Annotated in this window: 22 protein-coding genes and 3 pseudogenes; 21 read left to right on the forward strand and 4 right to left on the reverse strand. The window is 32.4% G+C overall.

Features of this window, described 5'->3' with window-relative positions:
* Positions 1-581 precede the first annotated feature (581 nt).
* The gene (locus tag ACUW85_RS07295; RefSeq protein WP_182023501.1) at positions 582-1118 is read left to right on the forward strand and encodes a hypothetical protein; all 537 of its coding nucleotides are present in this window, start codon (positions 582-584) and stop codon (positions 1116-1118) included.
* Between the two features lie 299 nt (positions 1119-1417).
* Here the strand turns inward: ACUW85_RS07295 and ACUW85_RS07300 are convergent, their stop codons facing one another.
* Both ACUW85_RS07300 and ACUW85_RS07305 read right to left on the reverse strand, forming a co-directional pair.
* Positions 1418-1624, reverse strand: a complete 207-nt coding sequence (locus ACUW85_RS07300) for a hypothetical protein (protein ID WP_182023502.1) — start codon at positions 1622-1624, stop codon at positions 1418-1420.
* 125 nt (positions 1625-1749) lie between these two features.
* Positions 1750-2313: a TetR/AcrR family transcriptional regulator gene (locus tag ACUW85_RS07305; RefSeq protein WP_149256612.1), complete on the reverse strand. Its 564-nt coding sequence runs from the start codon at positions 2311-2313 to the stop codon at positions 1750-1752.
* Positions 2314-2479: 166 nt separating this feature from the next.
* Between ACUW85_RS07305 and ACUW85_RS07310 the strand changes: the two are divergent.
* The 18 genes and pseudogenes from ACUW85_RS07310 to ACUW85_RS07395 all read left to right on the forward strand — a co-directional run.
* Positions 2480-2677 (forward strand): annotated as a pseudogene (locus ACUW85_RS07310) (FAD-dependent oxidoreductase); the annotation flags it as partial.
* Between the two features lie 96 nt (positions 2678-2773).
* Complete coding sequence (locus tag ACUW85_RS07315; protein WP_149256611.1) at positions 2774-3889, forward strand: ABC transporter permease; 1116 nt, start codon at positions 2774-2776, stop codon at positions 3887-3889.
* Positions 3890-3898: 9 nt separating this feature from the next.
* The gene (locus ACUW85_RS07320) at positions 3899-4585 is read left to right on the forward strand and encodes an ABC transporter ATP-binding protein (RefSeq protein ID WP_182023503.1); all 687 of its coding nucleotides are present in this window, start codon (positions 3899-3901) and stop codon (positions 4583-4585) included.
* A 290-nt stretch (positions 4586-4875) separates the two neighbouring features.
* Positions 4876-4938, forward strand: a pseudogene (locus ACUW85_RS07325) (putative metal homeostasis protein); the annotation flags it as partial.
* Positions 4939-5203: 265 nt separating this feature from the next.
* Positions 5204-5710: a methylated-DNA--[protein]-cysteine S-methyltransferase gene (locus ACUW85_RS07330; RefSeq protein ID WP_182023504.1), complete on the forward strand. Its 507-nt coding sequence runs from the start codon at positions 5204-5206 to the stop codon at positions 5708-5710.
* 903 nt (positions 5711-6613) lie between these two features.
* On the forward strand, positions 6614-7723 hold the full coding sequence (locus tag ACUW85_RS07335; RefSeq protein WP_182023505.1) for a DegT/DnrJ/EryC1/StrS family aminotransferase: 1110 nt from the start codon (positions 6614-6616) through the stop codon (positions 7721-7723).
* A 2-nt stretch (positions 7724-7725) separates the two neighbouring features.
* Entirely contained in the window at positions 7726-8328 is a 603-nt protein-coding gene (locus ACUW85_RS07340; RefSeq protein WP_182023506.1) for a sugar transferase, read from the forward strand.
* A complete protein-coding gene (locus ACUW85_RS07345; RefSeq protein ID WP_182023507.1) occupies positions 8328-9788 on the forward strand; it encodes a pyridoxal-phosphate dependent enzyme in 1461 nt (486 codons plus the stop codon). Before ACUW85_RS07340 ends, ACUW85_RS07345 begins: the two co-directional genes overlap by 1 nt.
* Before the next feature lie 9 nt (positions 9789-9797).
* Positions 9798-10766 carry an ATP-grasp domain-containing protein gene (locus tag ACUW85_RS07350; RefSeq protein WP_182023508.1) on the forward strand — a complete coding sequence of 323 codons (969 nt, stop codon included), beginning with the start codon at positions 9798-9800 and terminating at the stop codon, positions 10764-10766.
* Positions 10763-11929: a glycosyltransferase gene (locus ACUW85_RS07355; RefSeq protein WP_182023509.1), complete on the forward strand. Its 1167-nt coding sequence runs from the start codon at positions 10763-10765 to the stop codon at positions 11927-11929. The genes ACUW85_RS07350 and ACUW85_RS07355 overlap by 4 nt, the downstream gene beginning before the upstream one ends.
* A gap of 21 nt (positions 11930-11950) precedes the next feature.
* Positions 11951-13066 carry a glycosyltransferase gene (locus ACUW85_RS07360; protein ID WP_182023510.1) on the forward strand — a complete coding sequence of 372 codons (1116 nt, stop codon included), beginning with the start codon at positions 11951-11953 and terminating at the stop codon, positions 13064-13066.
* 45 nt (positions 13067-13111) lie between these two features.
* Complete coding sequence (locus ACUW85_RS07365; protein WP_182023511.1) at positions 13112-14341, forward strand: O-antigen ligase family protein; 1230 nt, start codon at positions 13112-13114, stop codon at positions 14339-14341.
* Positions 14338-15450 (forward strand): polysaccharide pyruvyl transferase family protein, encoded by a 1113-nt coding sequence (locus ACUW85_RS07370; protein ID WP_182023512.1) that lies wholly within the window; start codon positions 14338-14340, stop codon positions 15448-15450. Before ACUW85_RS07365 ends, ACUW85_RS07370 begins: the two co-directional genes overlap by 4 nt.
* A gap of 19 nt (positions 15451-15469) precedes the next feature.
* Positions 15470-16882: a lipopolysaccharide biosynthesis protein gene (locus ACUW85_RS07375; protein WP_182023513.1), complete on the forward strand. Its 1413-nt coding sequence runs from the start codon at positions 15470-15472 to the stop codon at positions 16880-16882.
* Positions 16883-16892: 10 nt separating this feature from the next.
* Positions 16893-17954: a glycosyltransferase family 2 protein gene (locus ACUW85_RS07380; RefSeq protein WP_182023514.1), complete on the forward strand. Its 1062-nt coding sequence runs from the start codon at positions 16893-16895 to the stop codon at positions 17952-17954.
* A gap of 263 nt (positions 17955-18217) precedes the next feature.
* Positions 18218-18403, forward strand: a pseudogene (locus tag ACUW85_RS07385) (helix-turn-helix domain-containing protein); the annotation flags it as partial.
* A gap of 103 nt (positions 18404-18506) precedes the next feature.
* Positions 18507-20020 (forward strand): IS3 family transposase gene (locus ACUW85_RS07390; protein ID WP_182023516.1). Its coding sequence is split into 2 segments (ribosomal slippage): positions 18507-19125 and positions 19125-20020, totalling 1515 coding nucleotides; the frame shifts between segments, so codons are not numbered across the junction.
* Positions 20021-20418: 398 nt separating this feature from the next.
* Positions 20419-20607 carry an IS3 family transposase gene (locus ACUW85_RS07395; RefSeq protein ID WP_220456929.1) on the forward strand — a complete coding sequence of 63 codons (189 nt, stop codon included), beginning with the start codon at positions 20419-20421 and terminating at the stop codon, positions 20605-20607.
* Positions 20608-20760: 153 nt separating this feature from the next.
* On the opposite strand, the gene ACUW85_RS07400 is transcribed toward ACUW85_RS07395, so the two are convergent.
* On the reverse strand, positions 20761-20940 hold the full coding sequence (locus ACUW85_RS07400; RefSeq protein ID WP_396027405.1) for an IS3 family transposase: 180 nt from the start codon (positions 20938-20940) through the stop codon (positions 20761-20763).
* Between the two features lie 12 nt (positions 20941-20952).
* A complete protein-coding gene (locus tag ACUW85_RS07405; protein ID WP_259345407.1) occupies positions 20953-21258 on the reverse strand; it encodes a DDE-type integrase/transposase/recombinase in 306 nt (101 codons plus the stop codon).
* 60 nt (positions 21259-21318) lie between these two features.
* On the opposite strand from ACUW85_RS07405, the gene ACUW85_RS07410 reads away from it, so the two are divergent.
* On the forward strand, positions 21319-22143 hold the full coding sequence (locus ACUW85_RS07410; protein WP_182023517.1) for an ABC transporter permease subunit: 825 nt from the start codon (positions 21319-21321) through the stop codon (positions 22141-22143).
* Positions 22144-22157: 14 nt separating this feature from the next.
* Positions 22158-23096, forward strand: a complete 939-nt coding sequence (locus tag ACUW85_RS07415; RefSeq protein WP_182023518.1) for a substrate-binding domain-containing protein — start codon at positions 22158-22160, stop codon at positions 23094-23096.
* The last annotated feature ends 24 nt before the right edge of the window (positions 23097-23120 follow it).

Raw genomic sequence — 23120 nt, forward strand, 5'->3', positions numbered from 1 at the left:
TTGAAATAAGGATATCATGTCCTTCTTTTTGCGTACACAAAAATAGTGCCGATGAGACTCAATTGAATCTCACCAACACTATTTATTATAGAACCATAAAAGAGAGGGTAAAGATTTGAAATCAAAATCTTTACCCTCTTTTTTATGAGACAGTCTAAGCAAGGCTACTAATGGGCTATTGCAGGGCTATATGTAGGCTCTGTGATAAGTAGACATGTAGATATGCAAATTGGATTTTTAAAAAATTAATTTTGGATAAAGATAATGCTGGTAGTTTTGATGATTTTTTTGCATGAGCGAAGCGAATGCTTAATTTTCGATAGAAAATTTCACATATAAAATGCCCCCTGACGTTTAAGTCTAAGGGGGCTTTTTCGCACACCCTATCGTCTCTTTACGGGACGCATAGGGTATAAGTACGCCCTTGGATATATAAATAAAAGCTAGCTCAAAATTTAGATAGCTTTTTTCTTTCATATGGTCTATTTATTTTTCTTTCGAAGCCGTATCGTCGATGTAATTAACGAATATATTGTATTATGGTAGAGTTAAAAGATTACTTATTTCAAAAGGAGAATTGGATGATAAATATTATACAAGCAGTTGGTTCAATCGGGACATTCATCATGGCAATGTTATATCTCATTTCGGTAATGATACAAATCAAACAAATTAAAATGTCTTTTATCCCATACTTGGCTTTCGATCAAATTCTTATGGAACAAGAAGGAAAAAGTTTAAAATTAAGAAATCTAACTGAAGCTGATTCTGACTATGTAAATACTGCTTTTAAACTACAAAATTTAGGCAGGGGAACTGCTAAATATATAGATATAAAAGTCTATTTAAATGAAAACGAAGTTATACAAGAAAAACACCTTAATGTTTTACCTATTGATAAATATTATTTAATACCCATTGGTAAAAAAGTGCTTGAAGAATTTCAAAATACAGCTAAAAACAATGGTTATGAAACCACTATGCATATTAATATAAGCTACTATAATCAACTCTCCAAAAAGCAAATTAAAATTATGTACCGAGTAAATATTGAAGAATTCGCTAATTTGGATGATAAAAATTTATATGAACTGACATTTGATCCTATTGATGCTTAAATATGTAAATTTTGATGCGTAAAATTGATATTTGTTCATACATGTTTAATATATTATAAGATTCCCAATAAGCTCATATTTGCATTCTAAGACGGTTTAAATATATTTGCGTATACTTCTTTTATGTGTTTTATCATTTCGTCGGCAAATGCGGTAAAATTTGCGAAATAAAATATCTCAAGGGCGAACGTAGGGAGTGCATGCAAGGTCTTATACAGGCATATAGAGGCTTATACACAATAAAAAGAGCCCAGCAGTATAATCTGCTAAGCTCCATAGTGTAGTTATTATTGTTGATGCTACAGGTCCTGCTCCTGCTTTTCTTTGTCTTTAGCAGAACGCCCTGCATTGAACTCCTTAACTGCTCCTATGATCAAGCATACTACGACATAGGCTAAGAATATATACCATGTACCCATAAAGAACGGTTTAAAATAAAACCATAGCATGAAAGAAACAATAACAAATGTAAACACACTTAGAGCGGTTGTAATGATTGATAACATTAAAATGACCTCCTTGTATGCACCACTGCCCAACTACCTATTGAACTAATCTAAAACCTCTCAGAACAATCTCTTTTTTTGACCCGGTAGTCGGGAGGTTTTCTCGGAAGAAACAACTTATTCTATTAGATAATCCCGTGCAGAAATAAATCAATCATTTCCTCTAAAGCAATCGTTTTGCTGATTGTGTGTTTAGAAGAAATATAAGGGGCCAGTGTAACAAAGAAATATGTAGCAATTTTTTCTCCAGTGAGCTGATGTTTTAATTGCTTTTCGTAATCATCAAATAATAAAATGAATGGCCGTTTATAACTTTCTTGAAAGATTTGGTATAGGATGCGTCTACTTTCAATGGAAATGTCTGCTTGCATATCTTGCATCATAGTATAGATATCCATGTCTTGGTTATCTTGTAGATAATAAGACATTTGTAATAGTTTACCAGTTAGATCAAGTTGGTCATTTTCAACAATCGCCAATAGGTCAGTGTATACTTCCCCACCTATTTCATCTAAAACCCCAAGATAAAGACTTTCCTTGTTTTTAAAATGATAATATAAGTTTGGTTGTGTAATCCCAACTTCTTTCGCAATCATTCTAGTAGAGGTAGCCTTATAACCACTTGACATAAACATATTTCGTGCAACTTCAATAATACGACTTCTGCTTGAAGAATCTTTTAAGGACATGATGAGATGAACTCCTCTCTATTTAATATTATAGCTTGATTCCACAAAAAAGCCATGCATAAATCTCCTATACTTGATAAGTCATACCGTAAGTGGTAATCTGTTGTTAATAAAACTTATCAACTGATAAAATAATAAAATGGATCTATAAAAGGGGACCAATAACATGACAGCTAAAGAAAGAATCGCAATCATTGGGGCAGGGATAGGTGGTTTATCTGCAGCTATCCGCTTGCAGCATGCAGGGTACCAAGTTGAAATCTTTGAGAAAGAATCGTTACCGGGCGGTAAGATGAACCAGATGGCAGTAGATGGCTATACCTTTGATGTAGGTCCAACGATTGTCATGTGGCCAGAAGCATATTATGGACACTAGTCATCACATCTGACTTACATTAGTAATTGAATTTTTGACGATGAATAATTAGATTCAACAGATAGAGAGAGGAAGCAAGTAAGAATGTTTTTAGCCATTAAAGAAATATTATATGCAAAGAAAAAGTATAGTTTGGTTGTTGGGGTCATGTTTTTGATTGCTTTTTTGGTTTTTTTCTTAATTAGTTTGGCTTATGGCCTAGCGATGGAGAATCGAATGGGGATTGACCAGTGGCAGGCTGACCAAATCATCTTGACAGAAGAAGCAGATGGGACAATAAGTCGTTCTAATATTAATGAAGAAGATTATGATACCATTGATGCTGATAATAAGGCTTCATTACTACAGATGCCAACCAATATGAATTCAGATAATATCGAAAGCGATGAACAACTATCTATTTTCCTATTTGGTATTAATTTTGATGACTTTATTGCACCTGAAGTGACTGAAGGCCGTCAGGTGAACGCTGATAATGAAGCTTTAATTGATGATAGTCTAACTGAACAATATGGCCTAGGAATAGGGGCTACTGTAACAATTGAAGGACAAGCGTTTGAAGTTGTGGGATTAACGACAAATACGAAATACAGTATCGCGCCGATGGTTCATATCACACAAAATGCTTTTAGAAACATCCAAAATGCTTCATTGAATACATCGAATAAATCAGATAATAGCCAAATGCCTGAAGGTGAATTAGGGCAAGAAGCGGATAATCAAATGATTAATGCTATTATCGTACGCGGTGAAGCAACAGACCTACCAGACGATTTGGCAGTATGGTCAACGGCAGATTTTATCAATAATTTACCAGGATATAGCGCCCAGTTACTCACATTTATTTTCATGATTGGCTTTTTAATTTTAATTGCAGCAGTTGTGATTGGTATTTTTATTTACGTACTCACTATTCAAAAAATTGACGTATTCGGCGTGATGAAAGCTCAAGGTATTTCAACAGGCACAATTGGTCGTTCTGTGGTTGTGCAAACCTTTATCCTTACATTAATAGGTCTAGTATTAGGCGTTGCGGTGACCATTTTGAGCATTTATTTCCTACCTGCTCAGGTGCCAACCCAAATCAATTGGCCGTTCTTTATAGCAGTTGGCGGTTTGATTTTACTTTGTTCATTAATTGGTGCTTTATTCTCAGTGAAAACAATAGTGAACGTCGATCCAGCAAGAGCAATCGCCTAGGAGGTCATTATGAGTGTATTAACAATTGAAAATGTACAGAAAAAATTTAAAGATGGGGATACAGAAATTATGGCCCTTGAAGAAACGTCATTTACAGCAGAGAAAGGTGAATTTATTGCTATTATCGGGCCATCTGGTTCAGGAAAAAGTACCTTTTTAAGTATTGCTGCCGGCTTACAGGAACCAACACAAGGTAGGGTCATGATTAATGACAAACCCTTTAGTGAAAAGAAAGAAAAAGAGCGGGCGCGCATTCGTTTTGAAGAAGTAGGATTTATCCTACAAGCGTCAAACCTTATTCCATTCCTAAAAGTATCTGATCAATTGAAATTAGTCGATAAACTATCTAAAAAAGAGAAAAGTCCATTAGATTTATTGCAATTACTCGGTATTGAAAAATTAAAAAATAAATTTCCAGAGCAAATCTCTGGGGGTGAAAAGCAGCGTGTAGCAATTGCGCGCGCTCTCTACAATAACCCTTCAATCATCTTTGCTGACGAACCAACAGCCAGCCTAGATTCTAAACGTGCGATGGATGTGGTGGATATCTTGGCCAAAATGACCAAACAAGAAAATAAAACGACCATCATGGTTACTCATGATCTTCGTTTAATAGACCAACGCGATAAAGTCTATGAAATGAATGATGGTGTCTTAACCTTAAGAGAAAATACAGATAGGACTAAGGATGTATAGATGGTTTAAAATGAAAGCTTGATTAGATAGATAAAGGGAAAGACGATAAATCAAGTAGTGGTAAAAGAACATTTTCTAGTCCTTGTTTTCTCTTACCAGGTCATATCTTTAGCTGTCTTATAGTAATCTATTAGAAGAGGAGACAAACATCTTATATTTGCTCTCCTTTTTTAATTTTTTCTTAACCTAGGTGACAGACATATTGGCAGCAAGTAAAATAAATGCATAATCTTAAACCGTAATCATGACGATTTAAGATGGTTGGAATAAAATATCTAGGAGGCAGAAGGATGGCAGAAAAAATGGATCTAGCTAGTGCACGGCGCCGGATGAAAAGTCCCAATCGTAAAACCTGACAACGAGCGCAAAAGGTATTGAAGGCTATAAAGAAATAAAAATGAAAGAGTTGATTGATATCATGTGTCAATTAACTCTTTTGCTTTCTTATTCGGCCGAAGCCATTTCTTGCTTAAATTTTTGATAGTGTATCTATAATGAAATGACAAAATTCATAAACGGTAAAGCCCATCAACCTGCTATATATACCAGTAAAGAATTACTCGCCAACAACTAGGACTCTGTTATAATATAAATCATCATATTTAAAGGAGTTCTCTCATGTTATATAAATACTCTTATCAATCTGAATTAGGCAAGATCACATTATTAGCGAATGATCATGGATTATTAGGCACATGGTTTGAAAAGCAAGCAAATTATGGTGGGAGGTTTGACCTTGATAATGTTCAATCGGTTACACACCATCAATCAACCATTATCGATCAAGCAATTAAATGGTTGGACGCATACTTTAAAAAGCAACCATTTGAAACAGTCGATTTTCAATTAATGCCCCAAGGGACAGCCTTTCAGCAAGATGTCTGGTCGGAGTTACAAAAAATCCCTTTTGGAGAAATGATTACCATAGATCAATTAGTAGAAAGAATAAAAGCCCGTCAAACAAAAGGACAAGGAACAGCTAATGAGATGATTGGAGCTATCAATAGCAATCCCATAGCTATCATAATTCCAAGCCACCGCGTCTTGGTATCAAGCAATCAAGCAGGTGATCAGCTGGCCGCAAATCATTTAGGACAAGTACTTAGAGAATTTGAAAGAAGCTAATCCAATAAAGCATCAAAACCATTAGAGGAATAGGTTTGATGCTTTTTAGTATGGTACCTAAGGAATATTTCGGGAAAATAGATGATATGGTTCGTATATATGACAGTCTGCTCAAATAGTTCAGAATTTGTGATAATATGTTATTATTTGAGTCATGATTGAATTGTTAATTAAAAAGTTACTAACGGTTAATTACGTAAGACATTACATAGAAATCACGCTAGTGAGTCAATACCTTCTAAGACGCTCGCCTATTTCTCGGCTCATTAATATGGACATGAGGTTCAAAAACGTCATATCAGGTCTACCTCCTTATAGTCTCGTCCCTGAACGTTTATTTAAAAACTATGTATTCTAAATTGGAGTTATCTTCATTCATATTATGAGAACTTTAGAAGAATTTAATAATTATCTAGAAAAAATGAAAATTGTGCCTAAAACGTAATGTTTCTTTGCTATAATAATGAAGAATTATCCAAAATAGACTGGAGGATGGGAAATTATACCTCACTTGATGGAACCATTTATGGTCAAATATAACAGCTAAAATGATTTAAGAGCGGTAGAGCTGTCGTTAAGCATCTGTCTAATCGGCGGCCATTTCATTATCAAGGTGGAAGAGTAACAGAAATGATATTGTATGCTCACGTAGTTTTGGTTTATACCCATGTCAGGATTATTATGGGCAAATTCAGAGTCTAAATTTCCCTAACAAGGAAATTTTTTCATATGTACACGATTTAGCCTATATAATCGTTTCTCATATGCGATTAGCATTAGAAACTTTCCTATGTAAATGTAATCGGTATAATATTAGGACGGCAGTAAGTTATAACCCAGTTCAGAAAATATTTAAATATGTTATTAGAAATCAATTGAATTTTTAAAAGGGAGCGAATTAAAATGTCAGAAAGAATTTTACTATCTTCACCACACATGAGCGATGAAGGGTTCGAACGCGAATTTGTTAAAGAGGCATTTGATACAAATTGGATTGCACCATTAGGCCATAATGTAAATGAATTTGAAAATGAACTTTCAAAAATGGTTGGTATTGATAATGCTTTGGCTCTGGATTCTGGTACATCTGCAATTCATTTAGCTTTAAAAGCAGCTGGAGTGGGTGAAGGTGACATCGTATTTTGTCAAACTCTTACTTTCTCTGCGACTGCAAACCCAATCAGATACGAGAAGGCTATCCCAGTTTTTATTGATTCTGAACGCGATACATGGAATATGGATCCTGAACTACTAGAGCTAGCATTTGAAAAATATACACCAAAAGCAGTGGTTGTCGTACATCTTTACGGTGTATCAAGTAAAATTGATCAAATTAAAGAAATTTGTGATAAACATGGTGTTGCATTGATTGAAGATGCAGCTGAAAGTTTAGGAACTATATACAAAGGCCAATGGACAGGAACATTCGGTGACTATGGTATATATTCATTCAATGGTAACAAGATTATCACTACTTCAGGTGGCGGTATGTTAGTTTCAAATAATAAGGAAGGTATCGACAGAGCACGTTACTGGGCAACTCAAGCTAGAGAACAGGCATTACACTACGAACATAAAGATATTGGCTATAACTACCGCTTAAGTAATGTATGTGCTGGAATTGGACGAGGACAACTAAAAGTTTTAGCTGACCGTGTAGACACAAAACGAGCAATTTATAACAAATATGCCGAAGGATTTAAAGATAATGATGCAATTACAATGGTCCCGGATCATGATTATGAGACGTCAAATCATTGGTTAAGTGCATTTACCGTAGATCCACAGGTCATCACACCAATCGAAATTATTGACGCATTAGCAAAAGAGAATATTGAATCAAGACCAGTTTGGAAACCAATGCATATGCAACCTGTTTTTGAGGAATATGATTTCATTGGTGGAAACGTAGCACAATCACTTTATGAAAATGGTGTATGTCTACCATCAGATTCTAAGATGACAAACGAACAGCAGCAACGAGTAATTGAAATTATAAAAGGTGTGTTTTAATCATGATTCAAAAATTTATCAAAAGAGCCTTTGATATTGTGGCGTCGTTTGTAGCTTTAATAATTTTAAGTCCTATATTATTAGTAATTGCATTTATTATTAAAATTGATTCAACTGGAACAATTTTCTTTAAACAATTAAGGTTAGGATTGAATGGTAAAGAATTTAAAATCATAAAATTTCGTACAATGATTACTGATGCTGAAAAAATTGGGACTGGATTAAAAGTATCGGAAGAAAATGATTCTAGAATCACTAAAATCGGAAAAATTTTAAGAAAAACAAGTTTAGATGAGTTACCACAGCTCATTAATGTCTTTAAAGGGGATATGAGTTTAGTTGGTCCGCGTCCACCTGTTACTTATCACCCCTATGAAGGATTTGTAAATTATCCAGAGTGGGCAAAAAAGAGATTTATTGTTCGTCCAGGCATAACGGGATTGGCACAAGTAAAAGTCCGTAATTCTGTTAGTTGGAATGAAAGAATTAAAATTGACAACTATTATATCGATAATTTCTCCTTACTATTAGACTTACAAATTTTATTAAAGACATTGTTAAAAATATTAAAACCAGAAAGCATATATTTGGAGGATAAGCAATAATGGAAGTATCCTTAAAAAAGTTTCAGTTCAGTGATGTTCCGTTAAAAGTTAAATGGATAAATGATAATAATAATAATAAGTATTTACATTATGATTTGCCATTAGAAGTAAAGAAAACGGAAGAATGGTACTTAAAAAATCAAAGTAACGATAGTAGATTTGATGCAACTATTATGGTTGATGATTATCCAGTAGGAATTATCGGCTTGATTAATATTGATTATAAAAAATTTGAGGCTGAGTATTATATTACTATTGGTGAGAGTGCATATAAAGGTAAAAATATTGCAACTAAAGCGTCACGATTGCTGTTAAGGTATGCTTTTGATGAGATTAAACTTTCTAAGGTTTATTTGACTACTGAAGTTGGTAATATACCTATGCAAAAATTGGCTCGGAAAATGAGTATGATTAAAGAAGGGCAAATAGCGAAATATTCCATGAGAGATGGGAATTTATATGATGTATTCTACTTCAGTGTAGAAGAACAAGATTTTAAAAATAATATTATTTATCCAGAAAATATTTTAAGTGATATAGAGTTTATTGCTGAAGATCATAAGTCAAATAATATATATATAAAGAGAGATGATTTAATCCCTTTCTCTTTTGGAGGAAATAAAGCTAGAAAAGCTACGTATTTTTTTGATGAAATTTTAGCAGGTAATTTTAATGTGGTAGTGACTTATGGTAGTAAAGTATCTAATCATTGCAGAATTATTTCAAACCTCTGTTTTAAATATGGAATAAAATGTATAGTCGTTTCGCCAATTTCTGATGAAAATAGCAATTTTAACAGAGATTTAATAAATTTAAGCGGTGCAGAAGTAGTAGAATGCCGTATAGAAGAAGTTTCAGATACTATAAATAATATTATTGAAAATGAAAAACAGCATAACAACCAAAAAGTTTATTTTATACCCGGTGGTGGACATGGAAATCAAGGTACACAAGCATATGTTGACGCTTATAATGAAATTAAAATGTGGTCAAAGCAAAATAAAACAAACTTTGATTTGATTTTTTTGGCTTCAGGAACAGGTACAACACAAGCGGGATTGGCTATTGGCAAAATGAAACATCAAGATACTGAAGTCAGAGTAATTGGAGTTAGTGTGGCAAGAGATAAGAGCAGAGGCAGTCAGGCGATTATTGATAGTGTAAATGAATATCTAACTGAGTATAATATTAATGTTAGATTTGATTCTAAATCCATTGAATTTTATGATGATTATGTTGAAAGAACTTACGGAAAAACTACTGATTTAATAGATGAAACTATTAAAAATATCTATTTAAATTATGGAATTCCCCTAAGTAGCAATTATACTGGTAAAGCTTTTACAGGTATGAATAATTTTATTAGTGAGAATGATATTGCCAACAAAAATATTCTATTTATTCATACAGGTGGTATTCCACTGTTTTTTGATGATCTAAGTAGAATTCGTAATAGTTAGGAGTAATATATGAATATATTAATATTAAGCGTTGGAACTAGAAATAAAATAGTTCAGTACTTTAAAAAAGAACTTTCGAAAGAAGACTTAGTTATAGCTACTGATGCTAGTGACCTTGCACCGGCACTTTATGAGGCAGACAGACAATATATTGTTCCTAAAATTACAGCACCGGGCTATATAGATGAAATATTAAGTATATGTAAAAAAGAAAAGGTGCAAGGGGTTTTGTCTCTTATAGATCCAGAATTGAGTTTAATAGCAAAAAATGCGCATAAATTTTTAGAAATAGGGGTGATGCCAATTATTTCAGATGAAAACTTGGTTGAGCTATCCTTTGATAAATTTGAATTCTCTAATTTCGTGGAAGAATTAGGATTCAATGCAGTTAAAAGTTATATTGATGTGGAAAAATTTAAGATAGATCTAGAAGCTAATAAGATTAATTTTCCAGTATTTGTTAAACCTGTTTTAGGAAGTGCAAGTATTAACATTAATAAAGTAGAGAATATAGAACAATTAAATGATTTGTTAAATAGATATGATGATCTCTTAATTCAAGAATTAATGGATGAGGGAGAATATGGCGTGGATGTCTATGCAGACATGTATACAGGAAAAGTGTCGAGATTATTTATAAAAGAAAAATTATTAATGCGGGCGGGGGAAACTGATAAATCCGTATCAAAACATATTGATAAATTACAACAGCAGATTATCGAATTTGTAGAGAAAGCTGGCTATAAAGGCGTTATTGATATTGATGTATTTCTAAAGAATGGAGAATTCTTTATTTCTGAAGTAAATCCTAGATTTGGTGGAGGTTACCCACATGCATATGAAGTTGGAGTTAATATTCCTAAACAAATAATAAATAATTTAAATAAAATAAACAATGAATCAGACTTTGAATATCCGGCCAACGTATATATGATGAAATATAATGACGTGGTATTGAAAAAAGGAGATACAGAATGATATTTCTTTACGTTATATTCGTCTTAAGTATGTTTATAATTTTTTGGGCGATGATTGGCTATCCAGTGAGCTTAATATTCTTGAAAAAAACTTTTTTTAAAAATAAATATACAAAAAAAGATTATGATTACTTACCGACCGTTACAGTAATGATAGTTGCTCATAATGAGGAAAAAGTAATAAAAGAAAAGTTAGAAAACGTAATTATGAACGATTACCCAAGTGAACGAATTAAATATTTGATTTCCAGTGATAATAGTAATGACTTAACTAATAATATTGTTAGGGATTTTATTATATCTCATCCAATGCTAAACATGGAGTTATATGAGGCACGTGAAAGAAAAGGTAAGACTAATGCCCAAAATGAGGCACAAAAGCTGGTGAATACTGAGATTTTAATTATGACAGATGCCAATTCTTTGTTTAGAGAAAACGCAATTAGAGAACTAATTAGTACTTTTGTTAGCGAAGATATTTACTATGTATGTGGGAATTTAGTTTATGTAAATGAACACACAAGTATGAGTAGTACGTCGGAAAGTACTTATTGGAATCTAGATTTAGAGATGAGACGAATTGAAAGTAGTATACAAACAATAACCGCAGGAAATGGCTCTATTTATGCATGTAGAAATAAAGAATATATAGACTTAGATCCAATCCAATCACATGATGGTAATTTTCCTAGGTTATTTGCATTACAGGGAAAAAAAGCAAAATTTAATCCTGATGCTATTGCTTATGAAAAAGCCGGAGAGACCATAGAGGATGAATACAAGAGAAAGGTAAGAATGAATCGAGGGATACTTAGAAATATTCTTCCAAATATACAAATACTTAATGCCTTCAAATACAAATGGTATACCTATTTTTATTTAGGTCATAGAACAAGTAGATATTTATTATGGTTGTCTCAAATTTTACTTTTCAGTTTAAGTTTATTAATTGGCTTAGAAAATCAATATTTTCTGGTGATATTCGTAATGCAAATTATTTTTTATTTAATAGGTTTTTTAGATAGAAAATACCAATGGCCTTATAAGAGTACAAATTTAATATCATATTATTGTATTACGATTTTTGCTCAAATCCATGGTGTATATAATATTCTTACTGGAAAAGTCAAACCTTTTTGGGAGAAAGCAGAATCAACAAGATAAATCTAGAAAGGAGAGTTATAAGTGCATGTATTACATATAGCTCCAATTGATTTTTCAGGACATTCTGGATTATCAACCGTCATTCCAGAAATAATTGAACATCAAAATAAAAGAAACAATTTTTCCGCAACCTTATTACTAAGTAAAAAAGTAGATAAAGAAGTTATTAAAAAGCAAGAAAATTCAAAACATTTTAGGATATTAGATTATTCATACGCAAAGGAATTTCAATTAAATCGTTTATTATCTATATTAGATAGTATTGATTTAGTAATTTTTCATAGCACATATATCCCACTACATTATAAAATTTCAAAAATATTGAGGGAAAATAATATTCCTTATATTTTAGTACCACATGGGGGTATGACAAAATATGCACATAATCGAAAAAGAATTAAGAAAAAAATAGGAGATTATCTTTTTTTTAATAAGCTTATAAGATATTCAGAGCGTATTCAATATCTTTCTGAAGAAGAAGCAAAAAACTCATCTTTTTGGGACAAAAAATATTTTGTAGTCCCTAACGCTATTAGCCAGAATAGTGAATCAACATCTTTGGATACCGAAGCGAAACACCCATTTATTTTTACATCTATTTCAAGATTAGATATTGCGAATAAGGGGTTAGATATACAAATAGAAGCTATAAGTAAAATTAAAGGTTCGTTTTTAGAACATAATGCTCAAATGCATATATACGGACCAAGTATTAATGGTAGCCGTAAAAATTTAGATGATATGGTGAAAGAACTTGATTTAGGAAATATAGTATTTATTCATGATCCAGTCTATGGAGAAGAAAAAAATAAGGTACTGAAGGTAACCAGCGTTTTCACGTTACTTTCTAAATCTGAAGGACAATCTATGGGAGTTTTGGAGGCCTTGTCAATGGGGATACCTTGTTTAATTACTCCAGGAGTTAACTTGAATGCAGTAATTAAAAGATATAAATTCGGATGGTTAGTACAGGATAATTCAGATAGCGTAGCTAAAACTATGAAGAATATTTTAGAAAATAAAGTATTAGCTCCTTCACTTGGGATTAATGGAATAGAATTTGTTGATAGGTTTCATAATTGGGATCAATCTACAAATTTAGCGATTGAAAATTACAATGAAATTATTGATAGATAGAATTACGATTAAGAGTAGACATTATTGGAAAGGAAGAAAGTATGAATGGATGATTTTTCAGAATTAATCTACAAAAAAGAGCATACATTCTTAGATGATTTATTAATTTTTACTATTAGTTCATTTTTGTTTGGTATATGGTTTGTGCCATACTATACTGCTGTTTGGGGAATAGTATTATTTATTTTTGATCTATTTTATTTACTGATGAGAGGTAATCTTAAAATTAAATTAAATATCGAAAATTTATCATGGATTGGTTTTCTAATTTTTTTAGTTATTGGAGCATTTATCAGTGAAAATCAATCTGAATCATTTCAATATGTTGTAACTGTAATATTGTTTTGGCTGAATTATTTGATTTTATCAGATAATAAAAATTGGGCAGAGCAATTCATAAAAAATATGGAAGTAATATGTATTATTTTCACTTTAGGTTCAGTTATACAAATTGTTGCCCCCAACATTTTGATATCAATTAATAATTTACATTTATTTGGACAGGAACTTGTCAGAGCTACTAATTTTGTTCAATTGAATGTTTTAGTTGGCTTCACCAGTCAATCTGGAATCAATGGTTTTATAATGTCTATATTATTAATACTTATATTAATAAAATTTTTATATGGAAATGAAAAAAAGCAAAAGTACTTATATTTAACTGCATACTTGTTTGTTTTTTATCTTATATTTTTGACAGAAAAAAGAGGATTTCTAATTTTTAACATTTTAATAACGATTTACTTATTTGCTATTAACTATGAAAAAAAATACAAAATTATTTTCCCAATAATAGTTATAATAATTGCATTTTTACTAGTACTATTTAGAACAGATATTGGTAATAATATTTTGGAAAGGACAATGGTTCAAGATGATATAAGTTCCGGAAGATTTCCTATGTATAGAGCAATGTGGAATGATTTTATAAATAATCCAATTTTTGGTAATGGTACATATAGTACCATTCAAGAGTTTAGTGCTGGTCACGGTCATAATATTTATATTCAAGTATTAAGAGAAAATGGTATTTTTGGATTTCTGTTCTTTATAATGTTAATTGGTTTTACGTTTATAAAGACTCAGTTGGCATTTAAAACTTATCTGAATACTACCACTAAGATGATTCTAAGCTTATCCATAGGCTTACAATTATTATTTATATTGTGGGGAATGACCGGAAATCCTTTATATGATGTATTTGCGTTGTTTACTTATTTTATAGCTATAGCATTACCGTATGGTATAAAAACAAAAGGGAGTAATTATCTATGAAAAAAGCGAGTATTTTATCCTTTCAATTTGCAGACAACTATGGAGCTTTATTACAAATTTATGCCTTGCAATCAATCCTTGAAAAAAACAATTTAGAAGTTAATGTATTGAATTTTAGACCATATGAATTAGAACAACCTTATTCTGTGGGTATAAACTTTAAAAAATCTTTTCATCTGGACGGTGCTATTAGTACTATGAAAAGAATAATTGCGAAAACTCTGACATTCAACAGAAATTATAAAAGAAGAAAATCTTTTAATCAATTTAGACAAAATTATTTAAATTTAACAGAGGAGTCTATCTATAGTTATCAAGATTTAAATAAAAAATTGCCAAAATTTGATTATTACTTCGTTGGTAGCGATCAAGTATGGAATCCAGACTTTTTTAAATTTTCTGAAAAAGCCTATTTTCTTGATTTTGCTCCAGTTTCTAGTAAAAAAATTGCTTATGCATGCAGTATTGCTAATAGTGTGGAAGATGACAAATATAAAAAAGTATTTAAAGAGGAGTTACCAAAGTTTGATTCTATTTCCGTTCGAGAATCATCAGCTAAAGATTTATTATCCAGTTTAACTTCAGAAAATATTGAAGTAACGCTAGATCCCACACTACTCTTAAATCAAGAGGAGTGGGGGGAGGTTATTACTAGTAAAATCGAAACTGAACCGTATATTTTGGTATATGACTTGCAGAAAAGTGAAGCGATAATTAATGTGGCTAATAAATTAGCAATTGAGAAAAATCTACGAATAATTAGCTATTCGGAAAGCAAGGAATTTGTTAACCATGAATATAGTTTTTCTTCAGATGGGCCGGAAAAATTTTTAAGCTTGTTTAAAAATGCGACATTTGTAATAACATCTTCGTTTCACGGCACAGTATTCTCCGTTATTTTTGAAAAAGAGTTTTTAACTGTTCCTCATTCTAGTCGTGGTAGTAGAATGATTGATTTATTGAATTTAATAGGTTTAGAATCAAGAATAGTTTATGATGAGAATTTTCAAGTGGATAATATTAACAAAATTGAATTTGCAGAAGTATCGGGTAAGTTAGATATTTTACGAAATGATTCGATTAAATATATAGTAGAGGCAATTAAATAGAATTAGAAGAGAGACAAAAATGAATAAATATAAACGTTTAGTAGGAAATTCTTTAATATTTACCATTGGATCATTCGGGAGTCGATTGATAACTTTTCTTATGGTTCCTTTATATACACATGTATTAACAACTGCTGAGTATGGGACAGTAGATTTAATAACAACTACAGTGAATTTGCTTTTACCATTTCTAACTATAGAGTTAGGTAAAGCAGCTTTACGATTCACAATAGATAATAAAAATGAACTGGATAGAAACAAAATATTTAGTAATATTAATATGCATGCTATTTTTCTGTCCATTATATTAATTCTTATATCACCGATTATTATAAAATTAGGATTATTTGAAAGTTATGGGTTTTTATTCATTTTATTACTAATTGTAAAAATGTTTAATGAGTTATATTCTCAATACTTACGAGGGCTGGGATTAGTTCGTCAATTTGCATTAAATGGTATTCTAATGACGATAGTAACAGTTGTTTCAAATTTAATTTTACTGGTATATTTTAATTTCAAGATTAATGGATATATCTCATCAATGATAATAGCAGCTGCTTTTTCAAATGTGTTTATATTCCTATGTGTGAGTGGATACAAGAGAATTAAACACTTCAGAATAGACTTACAGTTGCAAAAAGAAATGTTAGCATTTTCTTTACCAATTGTTCCAAGTTCAGCTATGTGGTGGATTATAAATGGTTCAACAAGATATTTTGTTGCTTTTTATGTAGGAGCAAGTGCTAATGGACTATATGCCGTTGCTAGTAAAGTCCCGTCTATTATATCTTTGGTTGCCAATATTTTTACTCAAGCATGGCAATTATCATCATTTGAAGAATATGATTCAGATGATAGAAAATCATTCTATTCAAATATATTTAATTTATATTGGTTGGTACTTTTAGTGGGAGCCAGTTTTATTGTAGTAATCATAAAACCATTGATAAGTATTGTAGTAGCCGATAGTTATTTTTTAAGTTGGCAAATAGTACCATTCTTGCTGTTAGGTGTGGTTTTTGAAAGTTTGTCTGGATTTTATGGAACTATTTATCAAGCTTCTAAACAGACTAAGGGTACATTTATTACATCAGTATTTGCAGGAATATCTTCTATATTAGTTAGTATGATTTTAGTACCTTATCTAGGAGCAATTGGTGCAGGGATTAGTACCGCTTTTAGTTTTTTTGTGATGTTTTTTCTAAGGATTTTTGATACACGTAAATATGTAAAAATTGATATCAATATCCCTCAATTAATTGGATCAATAATTTGTTATTTGATACAGGTTGTATTGTTATTTATATTGACTGGACCCCAATTATATATTATTGAGTTAATTTTATTCTTCATTATAATTTTTATTAACTACAAACCTATTTTTGGATTAATAACATTATTGAAATCATTTATCTTGAGAAAATTGTAGGTGATTTATTTTGAAATTTAGTATAATAATTCCTATGTTTAATTTAGAAAATTATATAGCGATTTGTTTAAATAGCTTGCTAAATCAAACATATAAAAATTTTGAAATAATAATTGTTGATGATGGGTCAAAAGACAATAGTGTCATTGTTGCAGAAAGTTTGCTGCAAAAGAGTAATTTTTATGACTGGCGAGTAATAAAGCAGACAAATGGGGGAGTAGGAGCTGCTAGGAACAAAGGCATAGACTACGTTTCAGGTCAATTCGTAATATTTTTAGATGGAGATGATTTTGTCTCTCCTCGATTGATTGAGATACTTACGAAATATTATAATATGGAATTAAATTTTGACATTCTGTTTTATCAGTTTGAACGAGTATTTGATATTAATGAATCTCCTATTGACTTAGAAACTGGAAATAATGATTGTTTTGAGATAGTTACAAATAGCTCATCTATATTAAAAATACTAAATGATGAAATAAAAATATCAATGCCGAGTATAGCTTTTGATATAAATAAAATAAATGAGTTTAATATTCGATTTAAGGAAGATTGCATTAATGGTGAGGATAGAGAATTCATTTTCAATTATTTATTTGTAACTGAAAAGTCTATGATAATTCCTGAAACTTTATTTTTTTACGTACAAAGACCGACCTCTATCTCTAATTCTTTTAGTATTAGGCGAATTGATTCTGTTTACGCGTATATTCGTATACTAAATAATTTTAAAAAAAATAAAAATAAAATATTTACAAAAGATTTTGATCTTATTAAAAATTCTTTAGGTACACAAATATTTGCAGAATATATAGGTAATTTCAACAATTTTTTAAGATTTAAGGGGAGTACTGTTTTTTTAAATTCAAATACGATAAATACTATAGTAAAAAAAATTGAAGAAGAATATCCATTCTTAAATAACGATTTAGGTAATTTGTATAAATCAATCAGTATGACCAATTCTAAAACTAAATTCATGACAAAAATTTATAAAGTAAATTTGTTGTTATATTCGAATATAATAAATATTTTTAATAACTTTCAAAAATTAAAAAAATCTCTATAATATTTTTTTGTGCTGAATAATGATGAACAACTGATTATCATTTTTAATTCAATGGTACATTCAAAGCGGCAGGCACCTGTACCGACCCCCCAAAAAAGTAGACCAAAAATCGGTTCTCCGAATTCTGATGTGGATGAGAAATCATTCGCATCTTTTTTTACGACGAATTTACAATTTAAGGGCAACACATAAAAATTTAAAAAAAAGATCCATAGTTTTCCTTTAAAATGGATGTACTACCATCTACAGAAAGGAAGAAAACTATGAATTCATATTGTCATCTTACCCTTAATGAACGCGAAATAATATTCCTATTGCATGAGCAAGGAAAGTCTTTAGGATATATTTCTAAGCAACTAAATCGTGCAAAATCAACAATTTCAAGAGAACTAAAGCGGAATACTATTCAAGAAAAGAGTTATTCTCCATCAAAAGCACAAGAAAAGGATTAGCAAAGAAAGAGAAGAAAGTGTGGTTGTGTTTTGCAATAGAGAAGTACATAGTTGGAGGTGCGGACATAATCTTGGACAACTATAAGTCAGGAGAATGTCCATGTACTCTTACGAAGAAAGAATGAAAGCTGTAAAACTTTACATCAAATACGAACACTCTTTGGCGTCAGTCATTCATGAATTAGGCTATCCTTCTTCAAAAGCTTTATACAAATGGTTTAAGGAATATGAAGAGAATGGTGATCTTTCTAAGACTTCAAAAAGAAAACGTGAATTTACGCAAGAAGAAAAGCAGTTTGCTGTTAATCACTATATCGAATACGGTCGCAATTATTCTAGAACTGTTCGCATGTTGGGTTATCCAGATAGAAACATTCTTAGCGATTGGTGTAAAGAACTTGCACCTGAAGCTCGTAAAATCAGGCGAAGTAAGTTAACCTATTCTCAAGAGCAGAAAAAAGAGGCCGTTATCCATCTTGTGAGCCGAGAAACCTCTGTCCAAAAAATTGCTGAGCGCCTGCAGGTCACCCGTAAAACGCTCTATGATTGGAAAGAGGAGCTCATCGGAGAGGAGCTTCCACCTAATATGACGAATATGCCTGATAGCCCTCAACTAGAAGGGTTGAAAAATGAAGTTGATGTTTTAAAACAGGAAGTTTATCGACTACGAATGGAAAAAGATATCTTGGAAAAGTCTGCCGAACTTGTAAAAAAGAATGTGGCATCAATCCAAAACATCTCTCCAACAAGGAAAAAACAAGAGTGATTGATGCATTAAAAACCTTTTATCCATTGGCACTTTTACTAGAGAATTTGGATTTAGTTAAGAGTAGTTATTTTTACCACAGAAGTCAGGCTAAGCTTCCGAATAAATATGCTGATCTAAGGGTAATGCTTAAAGATATTTTTATTGAAAGTCGTCGTACGTATGGCTATCGTCGTATGCATGACGTTCTAAAAAAGCAAAATATTGTTGTTTCCGAGAAAGTTGTTAGACGGCTTATGAAGGAAGAAAAACTCATTGTTCATTCAGTAACTAAAAAGAAATATAGTTCATATGCAGGTGAAATTACTCCCGCGACACCTAACCTTATTCAACGAAATTTCAAAGCTGAAGCACCTGACAAAAAGTGGTTGACAGACATTACAGAATTTCGTATTCCCGCCGGAAAAATCTATCTATCGCCCATTATCGATTGTTTTGACGGGGCCTTAGTTAGTTGGACTATCAGTACACAACCAAATGCGGAGCTCGTTAATAGTATGTTTGATCAGGCACTTGATACACTCGCTGATAATTCAAAGCCAATCATACACTCTGATCGCGGAGCTCACTACAGATGGCCAGGTTGGATTGAAAGGATTAAAACCAACGGTTTGACACAGTCCATGTCTAAAAAAGGATGTTCACCGGATAACTCAGCTTGCGAAGGGTTTTTCGGTAGACTTAAAAATGAGTTCTTCTATGGCTTTAAATGGGACAATATTTCAATTGACGCATTCATTGAACTACTTGATGATTACCTGCATTGGTACAATAACAAAAGAATAAAATTGTCTCTAGGCGGTCTCAGTCCGATTGATTACAGAAAGAAACTAGGTTTAATTGTTTGAAAAAGTCCAAAAAAACATCCGCACCTCCCTTTTCTGTACTTTTATATTGCCATAAACAACTATAAACCGCATAAACCACAAAATGTAGCTGAAAATGTGTTAAATCGCGAATTCAAAAAAACTTATAAAGCAAATGAAGTCCTGTTAACTGATGTAACAGAATTAAAATACAATAACCACTCTAAAGCCTATTTGAGTGCAGTTTTGGATTATGGGAGAAGAAAATTATTGCGTGGAAATTAGGAATTTCCAATAAGAACCACCTCGTAGCTGAAACATTTAAGCAAATTGAAGGTCAACTGTTACCAAATAAGACCTTGATACATAATAATCGTGGTTATCAGTATACTTCCCATTGGTTCAAAGAATATATAAAGAGAAATGAGGTTATACAAGGTATGTCGAGACCAGGCTATTGTATTGATAACGGACATATGGAAAGTTTCTGGGGCATCCTTAAGGATGAGTGTTATAGAAGAAAACATTTTGAATCTTTTGAAGATTTAGAGAGCGCCATTAATACTTACATTAACTTTTATAACTCGAAACGCGTTACTATATCAATGGGATTACGGATTCCATTATAAGAAAAAGCCATGCATGAGAAATTCATACATGGCACACAAAAATTTGTTTATTTGCTTGTCTACTTGACAGGGGGCAGTTCATTTTTAAAGTCATCAGTCCTATATATTGTAGAGTGCCCCCCTACCAATAAACTGAACAAATAAAAAAGAACGTTATACTGCCCACAGAAGATGATCCCGATAAGCAGTTGGGGTCATCTTTTTTAATTTTTTCTGATAACTATGATTGTTGTAAAATTCAATATACTCTTCGACAGCATACCAAAGGTCTTGTAGTATTTCTCTTCTTTCGGATAATACTACATCTTTCATATGTCCGAAAAATGATTCTATTGGTGCATTATCCTAACAGTTTCTTCGCCTCGACATGGATTGAAATAGCCCCATATCTTTTACTTTTTCCTGGAAAACAGGATATGTATAATGAACACCTTGATCTGAGTGGATATACCTATCCATTAATGGCATATCTTTAATCACATCATTCAATTTATCCAGTGTTTCATAAACTAAGTTAATTTTTAAGCTAGTTGAGAAGTGGTGTGCAACAATCTCGCCTGTAGCACCATCTTTAACAGCTGAAAGATAAGCCCATTGTCCACTTCCATAAGGAAGGTAAGTGATGTCTGTTAGAAACACTTTATATGGCATATTATGATTAAATTGGCGATTGAGAATATTTTTCTTAGTAGCATTTCTTGAGTTGTCTTCATGATTTTACGATACGGATTGGCTGCACTTATTGGCGGTATAATCGCATTTGGGATGACCTCTGTCATCATTACAGGTGGGATTGACTTGTATGTAGGTTCGACTTTAGCCTTAAGTTCAGCAATCATGGCTGGTATGATTGTCAACGGGATTGATCCGCTGATTGCCATGACGGTTAGTTTAATCGCTGGTTTCGTTCTTGGTGCAGTGAATGGGCTATTGATTACCAAAGGGAAATTAGTACCTTTTATTGCTACTTTAGCAACCATGACTATCTACCGCGGAGCGACTTTAGTGCTGACGGAGGGTAAACCGATTACCGGATTAGATAAGACTTTTATTTTCCAATTTATGGGTAGAGGGTACTTCTTCGGTATTCCATTCCCAATCGTAATTACCCTAGTAGTATTTGCGCTTTTATTCGTGTTACTGCATAAAATGAGCTTTGGGCGTAAAACGTTTGCGATTGGAGGTAATGAGAAAGCATCATTTATTGCCGGTGTGAAGAGCAATAAAATTAAAATCTTTGTTTATAGTATTTCAGGTGTCTTAGCATTACTAGCGGGTATTATTTTAATATCTCGACTAAATTCAGCGCAACCTACTGCGGGCGAATCTTACGAGATGGATGCTATTGCTTCTGTTGTTTTAGGCGGTACTAGTATGTCTGGTGGTAAGGGACGTATTTTTGGTACCTTGATTGGTGCTTTAATTATTGGGACATTAAACAACGGTTTAAACCTTTTAGGAGTTTCAACTTTCTACCAACAAATTGTGAAGGGTATCGTTATTATCATCGCTGTATTAATTGACCGTCGTAAATAAAGGAGTTGATATAAATGAAGAAAGTAATCTTAACATTCTTGTTGCCAATACTACTACTCGTGGGTTGTGCGCCAGCTTTTTCTCTAGAAGCGCCAGGCGGTGCAGATGAGGCAGTGGTTGAAAATATGGAGCCAGCTGAAATTACTGTGGGACTGTCAGTTTCAACATTGTCTAATCCATTTTTCGTATCACTAGAAGAAGGCGTTAATACATTAGCCACTGAAAATGGGACCCAGGTCATCTCAGTTGACGCGCAAGACGATTCCGCTAAACAATCCAATGACGTGGATGATTTAATTCAACAGGGTGTTGATGTGTTATTAATCAACCCAGTAGATTCTGCGGCTATTACGCCAGCTGTTGAAGCTGCTAATAGTGCGGGTATTCCAGTAATCATGGTCGACCGGGCAACTGACGCAGGCGAGTATGTGACTTTAGTAGCTTCAGATAACGTTGCGGGTGGTCAGATGGCAGCGCAATACATTGTAGATCAAGTTGGCGAGAATGCAAGTACACTTCAATTAGAAGGTGTCCCTGGCGCTTCAGCTACGAATGAACGTGGTGAAGGGTTTATGAATGTTGCGGAGACAAGTCTGAATGTATTAGATAGTCAAACGGCTAACTTCGACCGCGCTGAAGGATTAACTGTAATGGAAAATATGCTACAAGGAAATAGCGATGTCAAAGCTGTATTTGCGCAGAATGATGAGATGGCATTAGGCGCTGTTGAAGCAATCAAAGGGGCTGGGTTATCAAATCAAATTACAGTGGTTAGTTTTGATGGGACTGAAGGTGGTATTAAAGCAGTTGAAGATGGTTCATTAGCAGCTACAATTGCGCAACAACCGGATGAAATGGGCCGTTTAGCATTACAAGCAGCCTATGACTTCTATGCAGGGCAAGAAATTCCTGAGAAAATTGATTCACCATTGGAGTTGGTAACTAAGGATTAAGAAATATCTGAATATAAAATAAAA

It is taken from the genome of Aerococcus sp. 150760013-2, from assembly GCF_053627715.1.